This window comes from Acidovorax soli (assembly GCF_900107605.1).
GTDB lineage: Bacteria > Pseudomonadota > Gammaproteobacteria > Burkholderiales > Burkholderiaceae_C > Acidovorax > Acidovorax soli.
Window position 1 is genome coordinate 1 of record NZ_FNQJ01000055.1, and the last position, 10317, is coordinate 10317.

Sequence of the window (10317 nt, forward strand, 5' to 3'; positions counted from 1 at the left end):
AATCTTTCAACAACAGCCTGCCAGATTTTTTGCTCCCGATTTCAATAGTAATCAGCAGCTTAGCGCGGTCTGCTCTGAAGACCTTGAAAGGGGTGGCTCTCAGGGCGCACCAAAGCGCTGCCGGATGTCGGCTGCTGTTGCCAGGGGGCGGCCCAGCGCTGCGGCGGCTTCCACGGCCTGGCGCACCAGCGCGCTGTTGTCGGGAGCCACGCTGCCGTCCTTGCACAGCAGGTTGTTTTCAAAGCCCACGCGGGCATGGCCCCCAAATACGGCGGCGGCGGCCACGCAGGCGTTTTCTGCGGCGCCAAAGGCGCACACGGCCCAGGGCTCGTTGCCGTCGTGGGCGTTCAGAAAGGGCAGCAGGTCGCGCGGGCTGGAGGTCTGCCCTGCGCTGTAGCGGCCCAGCACGAACAGCAGGAACCACGGCGCATCGGGCACCACGCCGCTGGCGCGCAAGGCCTGCCAGCGCCGCAGGTCGGCCACGTCGTACAGGATGACCTGCACCATGGTGCGGCGCTGGGCCAGGCCGGTGAAGAAGCGTTGCAGCCCGGCTTCGCCGATCTCGGGCTTGTCGATTTCGCGCAGGCCGATGGACACGGCCTCGGGCTGCAGGGCTTCAACCATGGCGATCTGCTCCGGGGCCTGGTAAACGCCCGCGGCTTCGCTGGTGATCTGGATGACCATGGCATCGCCCACGGCCTGGCGCACCACACGCTGGGCTTCTCGGTAGCCCTCCACATCGAGGCTGTGGCGGCCTTGGGCGTCGCGGATGTGCATGTGCAGCATGGCCGAGCCTGCGTCCAGGCAGGCCTTGGCACTGGTGGCCAGCGTGGCAGGCGTGATGGGCACGGCCGGGTGGTCGGCGGGCTGTTTGTAGGCGCCGTTGGGCGCCACGGTCACGATCAGCGGGTCGGCCCACTGGCTGGGGGTGGTTGGCGATGCACTCATGCGCGGGCTCCGGTGGTCGATGGGGTATCAGTGGGGGGCTCGATGGCGGGCAGCTCGCTGGCCAGCAGGGCCAGGCCCTGGCGCAGCAGCGCGTCGTAGCGCGTGCGCTCGGCCTGCTTGCGGTCCTCGGGCCAGTCAAAGAAGCCTTTGCCGGTCTTCATGCCCAGATGGCCCTGGGCCACCTTGTCGCGCAGCGCCTGGGCGGGCACGTCGGTGTTCGACAGCGTGGGGTACATGGTGGCGGCAGCAGCGGTGTGGATCTCGATGCCCGCGTGGTCGCGCTGCAGCACCGGCCCGGCCGCCAGGAAGCGAAAACCAAAGCCAAAGCGCACGGCGGCGTCCACGTCCTCCGGCGAGGCAATGCCTTCGTCGATGAGTGCAAAGGCCTCGCGCGAGAGCGCATGCTGCATGCGGTTGGCCAGAAAGCCCGGCTTGTCTTTCTTGACCAGCACCGGTACGCTGCCGCAGCCGCGCATGAAGGCATGCAGCCACTGGCCCAGCGCCGGGTCGCTGCGCTCGCCCAGCACCACCTCCACCAACGGCACCAGGTGGGCGGGCATGAAAAAGTGCAGGCCCAGCATGCGCTGCGCCGTGGCCAGCCCCTGGGCAATGGCGCTGATGGGAAAGCCCGAGCTGTTGCTTGCCAGCACGGCGTTGGGGGGCGCCACGGCTTCCAGCTCGGCAAACAGTTGCTGCTTGGCGGCCAGCTGCTCGGTGATGCATTCCACCACCAGCACCACGCCCGTCCAGTCCACCTCCTGCAGGCTGGCGCACACCTGCACCGGGCCGGCATGGGTGGTCTGGCCTGCAGCGGCCAGCTCCTGGGCAATGTGGGGCAGCAGATGGTCGCGGCGTGCAGCGTGGGGATCCACCACCGTCACCTGCGCGCCGCCCCGGGCCAGGACCACGGCCACATCGGCCCCCATGGTGCCTCCACCCACCACCACGGTGCGTGCCTTGCGCGGCGAACTGTTCTCCATCGTGTCTCCTTGTCGTTTTCAAGCTGCTCAAGCGGTATGCGAGCGTTCAGTTCAGTCTAGGCGGCCTGCATTGCGCGGTCCAGACGTCTTTTTCGATAGACTGATCGGCTATGAAGATTAATTGGTCTGCCCGCGAGGTGGATGTGTTCCTGTCGCTGGCCGAGACGCTGAGCTTTCGGCGCACGGCCTTGCAGATGCACCTGTCGCAGTCGGCCGTGTCGGGCACGGTGGCGCGGCTTGAAGCAATGCTGGACGTGCGCCTGTTCGAGCGCACCACGCGCACCGTGCAGCTCACGCTGGCGGGCGAGGTGTTTGCCGAGCAGGCGCGGTTTCTGCGCCACCAGATGGAGCAGACCGTGCGCCGCGTGCAGGAGGTGGCGCAGCTGCAGGTGGGCCGCATTGCGCTGGCGGCGCTGCCGTCGCTGGCAGCCGGAGCCGTGCCGCGCGCGTTTGCCCGGTTTGCGGCGCTGCACCCTGGCGTGCAGCTGGAGCTGTTCGACAGCCTGGCCGGCCCGGCGTTTGACATGGTGCGGGCCGGGCGGGTGGACTTTGCCCTCACCGCTGCCAACCCCGCCTATGCCGACCTGGACTACACCCCGCTGGTGTCCGACCGCTTCGTGCTGCTCATGGGGCGCGCGCACCCGCTGGCCCGGGGCCGCAGCGCCGTTGCGTGGGCGGACGTGGCGGAGCTGCCGCACATCTCCATGCCCGCAGGTACCAGCGTGCGGCAGTATGCGGAAGAGGCCTTGCTGACCCACCGCATCCGCTTTGCGCCGCGCTATGAGGTGGAGCACCTGGCCACCATCGCGGCCATGGTGGCGGCGGGACTGGGCGTGAGTGCGCTGCCCGAGCTGGCCGCCCAGGTGGTGCGCCGGCCCGAGGTGGTCACGCGCCCGCTCAAGGCACCCGTGCTGCACCGGCCCATCGGGCTGATCACGCTGCGCGGGCGCCCCTTGTCGCTGGCAGCGCAGGAGATGGTGGCCCTGCTGCGGCAAGAGGTGGAAGGCGCCGGCACGCCGGGCGGCTGATGGCACGTCCCGTGAGTGGTCTGGCAGGATATGGGGTGGCCCTGGCGGCGCGCACGCCGGACAATCAAGCCTCCACTGACCTCTTCACCTGGTAGCCCCCATGAGCATTCCTTCCCGCGTCCGCCTCATCGACGTTGGCCCCCGCGATGGCCTGCAGAACGAAAAGACCCCGGTGCCCGCCGCCGTGAAGATCGAGCTGGTGCACCGCCTGCAACAGGCGGGCCTGAAAGAGATCGAGGTCACCAGCTACGTGTCGCCCAAATGGGTGCCGCAGATGGCAGACAACCACGAGGTGATGAGCGGCATCACGCGCCAGAGGGGCGTGGCGTATTCGGTGCTCACGCCCAACCTCAAGGGCTTTGAGTCGGCGGTGCTGGACCGGCCCGACGAGATCGTGGTCTTCGGCTCGGCCAGCGAGGCCTTCAGCCAGCGCAACATCAACTGCAGCATCGCCGAGAGCATCGAGCGTTTTGCGCCCGTGGTGGAGGCCGCGCTGGCCGCCGGTATCCGCGTGCGCGGCGCCATGAGCTGCACCGTGGGCTGCCCCTACGAAGGCGATATTGCCCCCGAACGCGTGGCCTACCTGGCCGGCCTGCTCCAGGGCATTGGCGTGCAGCGCGTGGACGTGGCCGACACCATCGGCGTGGGCACGCCGCGCAAGGTGCAGAAGGCGCTGGAGGCCACGCTGCAGCACTTTGGCATCGACGAGGTGTCGGGCCACTTCCACGACACCTACGGCCAGGCACTGTCCAACACGCTGGCCGCGCTGGAGCTGGGCGTGTGGAACTTCCAGTCGTCCGTGGCCGGGCTGGGCGGCTGCCCCTATGCCAAGGGCGCCACCGGCAACGTGGCCACCGAAGACGTGGTCTACATGCTGCAAGGCATGGGCATCGAGACAGGCATCGACCTGGACCTGCTCATCGATGCAGGGGCCTACATCAGCGATTTTCTGGGCCGCAAGCCCAATTCGCGTGTGGCCGTGGCCCTGCTCACCCGGCGCAAGCACTGACGCGCCGGGGCGCATCCCCGCTCCAGGTTCTGAGAGCCTGTTTACGATCTCCCAGGGGTCGCGCAGCGGCCTTTGCGGGAGGGGGCGCAAGGCGCGGTGCGCAGTGGATAGCCCGGCTATCCACAAGCGCCGCAACGCCGCAGACCGCCCGCAAAGACCGCTGCCCCAAGGGTTGGAGCGAAATCGGGCGACAAGGCCGCCCCGGCTGCTTGCATGGGCACCAGCCCATGCGGCGCACCCGAAGCATCCACTCCTCCCGATTGCGCTCCAACGCGATCCCCTGCGAGATCGTCAACAGGTTCTCAGCTCGTCGCCTGGCTCCAGAAGGCATGTCCGCTGCCGGTCTGCTTGGCCTGGTACATGGCCTGGTCGGCGCAGCGTATCAGTTCGGTCAGTGTGCGGCCATCCTGCGGACTGCGGGCGATGCCCGTACTGGCACCCACGGTGAGTGCCTGGCCCTGGAAATCCACCGGCTGGCGCACCGCGCTGTCCACGCGGCGGGCCAGCACCTCCAACTGTTCGTCGGGCAAGGGATCTGCGAGCAGGACCACGAATTCGTCGCCCCCCAGCCGGGCCACGATGTCGTCGGCGCGGAACTGGGCCTGCAGGCGCGTGGCCACGGCGCGCAGCACTGCGTCGCCCGCGTCGTGGCCGTGCGTGTCGTTGATCGGTTTGAAGCGGTCCAGATCGAGCAGCATCAGGGCGTGCGCAGCGCCATCGGCCAGCACCGGCGTGGCGCCATGCGCCAGACCGGTGCGGTTGGCCAGGCCGGTCAGCGGGTCGGTGGCGGCGGCCTGTGCCAGGTGGGCGGCATGCAGGCGCAGCGCGGCCTGGGACGTGCGCAGGCCACTGATGCGCTGGCTCAGCGCGATGGCGAACACCACCAGCTCGGCCGCCACGCCGATCTGCAGGCCGTTGGCCAGCAGGAACGGTGCATCGATCACCCTCCAGTTGACCAGCACCACCCCCAGCACCGACAGGAACAGCAACACCTGGCCACCCAGATACCACTGCGCGGGGATGAAGCCGCGCCGCAGGATGATGACGGCCGCCACCGTGGCGAGCAGGGCGCCAGCACTGGCGACGATCTCGTTGGCGGTCTGGGCGGCGTCGAACTGGCCCAGCAGACCCAGTACGGCCACCGATGCCGCCAGCAGGCCCCAGGTCAGCAACAAACGGTCCAGCCACGGCACCTGCCGCGTGTCCAGAAAGCTGCGCGCGAACAGCGCGCCGAACAGCAGCCACAGGCTGGGCAGCACCACGTGACCGCGCTCCTGCCACCAGGGCCAGTGGCCCCATAGGTAATGCGCCGCGTGGCCGTTGAAGCTGGCCAGCGTCAGCAGCGCGAAGGCGCACTGGCCGATGTAGAAGCCGTAGGTGGCATCGCGGAAGATGCCTGCGAGCACGAGGTTGTAGACCAGCAGCGCGATCAGGATGCCGTAGCAGATGCCGTCGAACAGCCGCTTGTGCTGGCGCCACTGCAGGTATTCGGCGGTGTCCCAGACCGACAGGCCCAGGCTGGGGGCTGTTTCGCCCAGCAGCCGGACATAGACGGTGTACAGGCCAGGGCCGGGCAGTTGCAGGCGCATCACATAGCGCTCGCTGCCCAGGGGCCGGGTGGCGAACGGCTGCGACAGGCCGGTGTGCACCGGCGGCGCCAGCGCCCGGCCGGTGGCGTCGAAGGGGCCATGAAAGCGCACGTCCTTGAGCGCCGTGGTCTGTGTGGCCAGCACCCAGTCGCCGGTTTCGGCGCGTTGCTCCAGTACCACCTTGAACCAGTGGGGCTGGGCGCTGTCGCCATGCCGTTGCGTGGGCGGAGCGGGCTGAAAGCGGCTGGCGTGGGCGGGTTGCAGCACCTCGTCCAGTGTCAGCGTACCGCTGTCATCCGTGAGCCACAGCAGCTGGCCGGTCTCCTGCAGCGCCAGCCCTTGCGGGTGGTCATCCAGGACGATGGGCGCGGCCCCGGCCACGGCCAGCTTGGCAACGAGGAAGCACAGGAGCAGGCAGGCGCGGAGCAGCTTCATGGACAATGGAGGGAACAAGTTTCACACTGTAACCGTGTGTACGCTGCGTTCCGGCGGTGTGTGCCCTCTGGCTGCACCTGTCACGCGGCGCGCGCACTGCCTTGCCTGTCATGACCGATTTTCCTGAAAGCACCCAACGCGTGGCCGCCGCACTGCAGGCCGCGGGCCACCCCCACATGCCCCGCATGCTCGACGACGCCGCGCGCACCGCGCAGCAGGCGGCCGATGTGCTGGGCATTCTGGTGGGGCAGGTGGCCAAGAGCATCATCTTCCGGCGCAAGAGCGACGATGCGGCGGTGCTGGTCATCACCTCGGGCGACCGGCGCGTGGATGAGCAGAAGGTCGAGGCCCACGTGGGCAAGGTCGGCCGGGCGGATGCCGCGTTTGTGAAGGAGCGCACGGGCTTCTCGATTGGTGGCGTGTCGCCCATCGCGCATGCCACGCCGCCGGTCACGCTGATCGACCAGGACCTGCTGCGCTTTGACGTGGTGTGGGCGGCGGCCGGGCACCCGCACGGCGTGTTCCCCTTGCACCCCTCGGATCTGCAGCGCCTGACCGGCGCCCCGGTGGTGGACGTGGCCCAAGAGGTGGGGGCATGAGTACTGCAGAAGCAATAGCTGCTCGCGCACATCTGTTAAGCACTGCGGGCTATTTTGATGCGGGGTCCGAGGAGGTGGTCCCTTCGCCCTGCATTTCGGTGTGCCGCATGACCGAAGACCGCAGCCGTTGCGAAGGATGCTTTCGCACCATCCCCGAAATCCGCGCCTGGGCGCAGGCCGACAGCGCCGAGCGCCTGGCCATCTGGGCGCGGCTGGCGCAGCGCGCCGGCATCCCCTTTCCCCCGGAAGGCGTGGCCAAGGAGCTGCCATGAAGCACATCACGTTCTACCTGGACTTTGTCTCGCCCTACGCCTGGCTGGCCTTCGAGCGCCTGCCCGAGGTGCTGGAGGGCCTGAGCCACAGCGTGGAATACCGGCCCGTGCTGCTGGGCGCGCTGCTCCAGCAACATGGCAACCCGGGGCCGGCCGGCATTGTGCCCAAGCGCGCCTGGACCTACCGCCATGCCGTCTGGCTGGGCCATTCGATCGGCGTGCCGCTGGCGATGCCGGCGCGCCACCCGTTCAACCCGCTGCCGCTGCTGCGCCAGGCCCTGGCCTGCAGCGAGGACGGCCGCATCAACCGCTTTGTCACGGGCACCGTGTTTCGCCATGTCTGGCAGGGCGGGCACGAGGCGCTGGATGCACAGCGGCTCACGGAACTGGCGGCCGCGCTGGAGCCGCAGCGCAAGCCCGGTGATGACGACGGCGCACGCGCCAAGGCGCTGCTGCGCAGCAACACCGAGGCCGCCGCCGCGCGCGGCGTGTTCGGCGTGCCGGCCTTCGAGGTCGATGGCAAGGTCTTCTGGGGCTATGACAGCCTGCCCATGCTGCGCGCCTGCCTCGAAGGCGACTGCTGGTTCGAGCGCGACTGGGACGCCGCTGCAAGCGTGGCGCAAGGCCTGCCGGGTTGAATGGAGTGGCCGTTCAACCGCACGGCCCACGCATCGCCCGACCATGCCCAATGCCTTCAACTTCAACGCCTCGCCCTTCGACTGCCTGAGCCTGGACGAGCAGCGCCTGGTGCGCGCCAGCGTGGACATCGCCTACTTCCCCGAGGGTGCCGTGGTGCTGGACGTGGGCGTGGCACCCACGCACCTGTTCGTGATCATCAAGGGCCATGTCACCCAGACCGAGGGCGACGAGGTGCTGGCCACCTACGGCCCGGACGACTGCTTTGACGGCTGTGGCCTGATGACCGGGCGCGTGGGCAGCCGCTTTGTGGCCGCCGAGGAGGTGGTGGCCTACCAGCTCGCGCGCGCGGCGGTCAACGAACTCATCGCGCGCAACACCACCTTTGGCGCGCTGCTGTTTTCCGACCTGGGCCAGAAGCTCAGCGCACTGGCGCAGCGGGCCGACCAGCACGAGCGCCAGTCGCTCACCCTGGCGCGCGTGGACCAGGCCTTCCTGCGCCCGGCGCACACCGTGGATGCCGCCACCGACATCGTCTCGGTGGTGCGGCTGTTCCAGTCCCAGCGCACCACCAGCGTGCTGGTCACGGGCCTGCCCGGCGGGGCGCTGGGCATCTTCACCAACACCAGCCTGCAGCGCGCCATCCTCGATGGCCGCCCACTGGCCCAGCTGGCGGTGGGTGCGCTGGCCAGCAGCCCGGTGGTCACCGTGCGGCCATCGGACCCGCTGGGCGATGCCATGGCCCTCATGCTGCGCCGCCGCGTGCACCGTCTGGTGGTGGTGGAGGACGACGGCCAGGTGCGCGGCATCCTGGAGGCGCTGGATCTGTTCAGCTTCCTGGCCAACCACTCGCACCTGATCACGGTGCAGATCGAGCATGCACAGGACCTGCCGGCGCTGGCGCAGGCGGCGGCGCAGATCACGCGGCTGATCGCGGCGCTGTACCGTGGCGGCACGCGCATCGGCCTGATGGCCCGGCTGGTGCAGCAGCTCAACGCCCGGCTGTTCGAGCGCGCCTGGCACATGGTGGCGCCAGCCGACCTGGTGGCCAACAGCTGCCTGTTCGTCATGGGCAGCGAGGGGCGCGGCGAGCAGCTGCTCAAGACCGACCAGGACAACGGCCTGGTGCTGCGCGACGGCTACACCGCGCCGCCCGGCCTCGACGCCATCTGCCAGCGCTTTTCCGAGGTGCTGGCCAGCTTCGGCTACCCCGAGTGCCCCGGCCGCATCATGGTCAGCAACCCCGACTGGCGCGGCACGGTCAGTGCCTTCAGCCAGCGCGTGCGCCAGTGGCTGCTGCAGCCCGAGGGCGACAGCCTGATGCAGCTGGCCATCTTCCTCGATGCGCATGCGGTGGCGGGCGATGCCACGCTGCTGGCCACCGTGCGTGAGCGCGTGATGGCGCTGGCCACCGACAACGATGCCATGCTGGCCCGCTTTGTCGCGGCGGTGGACAACTTCGGTGGCCCCGCCGGATGGTGGAGCCGCCTGTTCGGCCTGAGCGACGAAGGCCGTGCCATCAGCCTCAAGAAAGCGGGCATCTTCCCCATCGTGCACGGCGTGCGCAGCCTGGCCCTGGCCCGGCGCGTGGCCGCCACCGGTACGGCCGAGCGCATCGCCGCGCTGGCGGAGGCCGGCGTGATCGACGCGGCGCTGGGCGATGCGCTGGTGCAGAGCCTGCACTTCCTGATGGGCCTGCGCCTGCAGGCCGGCCTGGCCGAGCTCGACACCGGGCGCCCGGTCACCGGCAACGTCGATCCCGAGCGCCTGAGCAGCCTGGAGCGCGACCTGCTCAAGGACGCGCTGGCGGTGGTCAAGCGCTTCAAGCTGTTGCTGCACCAGCGCCTGAAGCTGGACGTGCTGTGAACCCGTTCGCATGCTTGCGGCGCGCCTGGTTGCAGTACCACCTGGCCGACCCGGCCTATGCCTTCCTGTTCGATCCAGCGCCGCCCGATGAATGGGTGGCGCTGGACTGCGAAACCACGGGGCTGAACCGGCGCAGCGATGAAATCATCGCCATCGGCGCCGTGCGCATCGCCGGCAACCGGATCCTGACCAGCGAGCGGCTGGAGCTGCTGGTGCGCCCCGATAAAGGCGTGCCGGCCGACAGCGTGCGCATCCACCGCCTGCGCAGCGCCGACGTGGCCCAGGGCCTGCCCATCACCGAGGCCATGGGCCAGCTGCTGCGGTTCATCGGCAGCCGCCCTCTGGTGGGTTACTTTCTCGAATTTGATGTGGCCATGCTCAACCGCGCCCTGTGGCCCCTGCTGGGCATGGGCCTGCCGCAGCCCAAAATTGAAGTTTCGGCGCTGTACTACGAGCACAAGTTCCGGCAGCTGCCGCCCTACCAGCAGCAGGCCAACGCCGACATCGACCTGCGTTTTGCAACGTTGATGGACGATCTGGGATTGCCCCGGCGCGATGCGCACGACGCGCTCAATGATGCGGTGATGGCGGCGTTGGCTTTCATCAAGCTGCGGCAGTTGCGTGGGGGGTGAGTCGATTTTGGCGATATGGCGTTGTTTGGCGTATTTGCCTATGGCGCTTATGTATCAAGCGCGGGTAGCTATTGTTTTTGACAGCAGATTTTTCCCCGGCCGTTCGGGCTGAGCTTGTCGAAGCCTTGGCTTGTTCGTGGGTTTTGGCGGGGTGCTTGTGTTGAGTGCGGGGGCCGGGTCTCGCCCCGGCGGGCGCCTCACTTTCTTTTGCTTCGCCAAAAGAAAGTGAGCAAAGAAAAGGCGACCCTGCTGTCTGCGACGGGTTTTTGGGGTCAGAGCCCCAATTCACCGAGCCTACGGCTCGCCCCGAAGGGGTGCGGTGC

General features: G+C 68.6%; 10 protein-coding genes. 7 read left to right on the forward strand and 3 right to left on the reverse strand.

Features of this window, described 5'->3' with window-relative positions:
* Nucleotides 1–99: 99 nt before the first annotated feature.
* Nucleotides 100–948: a beta-keto acid cleavage family enzyme gene (locus tag BLW02_RS18770; protein WP_092701505.1), complete on the reverse strand. Its 849-nt coding sequence runs from the start codon at nt 946–948 to the stop codon at nt 100–102.
* Nucleotides 945–1928: a 3-hydroxyacyl-CoA dehydrogenase family protein gene (locus BLW02_RS18775; RefSeq protein WP_092701508.1), complete on the reverse strand. Its 984-nt coding sequence runs from the start codon at nt 1926–1928 to the stop codon at nt 945–947. The genes BLW02_RS18770 and BLW02_RS18775 overlap by 4 nt, the downstream gene beginning before the upstream one ends.
* Nucleotides 1929–2038: 110 nt before the next feature.
* On the opposite strand from BLW02_RS18775, the gene BLW02_RS18780 reads away from it, so the two are divergent.
* Together BLW02_RS18780 and BLW02_RS18785 are read left to right on the forward strand one after the other, a co-directional pair.
* Nucleotides 2039–2956, forward strand: a complete 918-nt coding sequence (locus tag BLW02_RS18780) for a LysR family transcriptional regulator (protein WP_092701511.1) — start codon at nt 2039–2041, stop codon at nt 2954–2956.
* 100 nt (nt 2957–3056) lie between these two features.
* Nucleotides 3057–3965 (forward strand): hydroxymethylglutaryl-CoA lyase, encoded by a 909-nt coding sequence (locus tag BLW02_RS18785; protein ID WP_092701514.1) that lies wholly within the window; start codon nt 3057–3059, stop codon nt 3963–3965.
* A 302-nt stretch (nt 3966–4267) separates the two neighbouring features.
* On the opposite strand, the gene BLW02_RS18790 is transcribed toward BLW02_RS18785, so the two are convergent.
* A complete protein-coding gene (locus BLW02_RS18790) occupies nt 4268–5989 on the reverse strand; it encodes a diguanylate cyclase (protein ID WP_092701517.1) in 1722 nt (573 codons plus the stop codon).
* Between the two features lie 110 nt (nt 5990–6099).
* Between BLW02_RS18790 and BLW02_RS18795 the strand changes: the two genes are divergently transcribed.
* From BLW02_RS18795 to BLW02_RS18815, 5 genes are read left to right on the forward strand one after another with little or no spacing between them, the layout of a single operon-like run.
* Nucleotides 6100–6588, forward strand: coding sequence for a YbaK/EbsC family protein (locus BLW02_RS18795; RefSeq protein WP_092701520.1), 489 nt, complete (start codon nt 6100–6102; stop codon nt 6586–6588).
* A complete protein-coding gene (locus tag BLW02_RS18800) occupies nt 6585–6860 on the forward strand; it encodes a DUF1289 domain-containing protein (protein ID WP_092701523.1) in 276 nt (91 codons plus the stop codon). The genes BLW02_RS18795 and BLW02_RS18800 overlap by 4 nt, the downstream gene beginning before the upstream one ends.
* A complete protein-coding gene (locus BLW02_RS18805; protein WP_092701526.1) occupies nt 6857–7498 on the forward strand; it encodes a 2-hydroxychromene-2-carboxylate isomerase in 642 nt (213 codons plus the stop codon). The genes BLW02_RS18800 and BLW02_RS18805 overlap by 4 nt, the downstream gene beginning before the upstream one ends.
* A 43-nt stretch (nt 7499–7541) precedes the next feature.
* A complete protein-coding gene (locus tag BLW02_RS18810) occupies nt 7542–9362 on the forward strand; it encodes a DUF294 nucleotidyltransferase-like domain-containing protein (protein ID WP_092701529.1) in 1821 nt (606 codons plus the stop codon).
* The gene (locus tag BLW02_RS18815; RefSeq protein WP_092701533.1) at nt 9359–9994 is read left to right on the forward strand and encodes a 3'-5' exonuclease; all 636 of its coding nucleotides are present in this window, start codon (nt 9359–9361) and stop codon (nt 9992–9994) included. Before BLW02_RS18810 ends, BLW02_RS18815 begins: the two co-directional genes overlap by 4 nt.
* Nucleotides 9995–10317: the final 323 nt, after the last annotated feature.

Excerpts from the sequence above, each read along its gene's own strand:
- BLW02_RS18770 (WP_092701505.1), bottom strand. The coding sequence starts at position 948 with ATGAGTGCATCGCCAACCACCCCCAGCCAGTGGGCCGACCCGCTGATC.
- BLW02_RS18775 (WP_092701508.1), bottom strand. The coding sequence starts at position 1,928 with ATGGAGAACAGTTCGCCGCGCAAGGCACGCACCGTGGTGGTGGGTGGA.
- BLW02_RS18780 (WP_092701511.1), top strand. The coding sequence starts at position 2,039 with ATGAAGATTAATTGGTCTGCCCGCGAGGTGGATGTGTTCCTGTCGCTG.
- BLW02_RS18785 (WP_092701514.1), top strand. The coding sequence starts at position 3,057 with ATGAGCATTCCTTCCCGCGTCCGCCTCATCGACGTTGGCCCCCGCGAT.
- BLW02_RS18790 (WP_092701517.1), bottom strand. The coding sequence starts at position 5,989 with ATGAAGCTGCTCCGCGCCTGCCTGCTCCTGTGCTTCCTCGTTGCCAAG.
- BLW02_RS18795 (WP_092701520.1), top strand. The coding sequence starts at position 6,100 with ATGACCGATTTTCCTGAAAGCACCCAACGCGTGGCCGCCGCACTGCAG.
- BLW02_RS18800 (WP_092701523.1), top strand. The coding sequence starts at position 6,585 with ATGAGTACTGCAGAAGCAATAGCTGCTCGCGCACATCTGTTAAGCACT.
- BLW02_RS18805 (WP_092701526.1), top strand. The coding sequence starts at position 6,857 with ATGAAGCACATCACGTTCTACCTGGACTTTGTCTCGCCCTACGCCTGG.
- BLW02_RS18810 (WP_092701529.1), top strand. The coding sequence starts at position 7,542 with ATGCCCAATGCCTTCAACTTCAACGCCTCGCCCTTCGACTGCCTGAGC.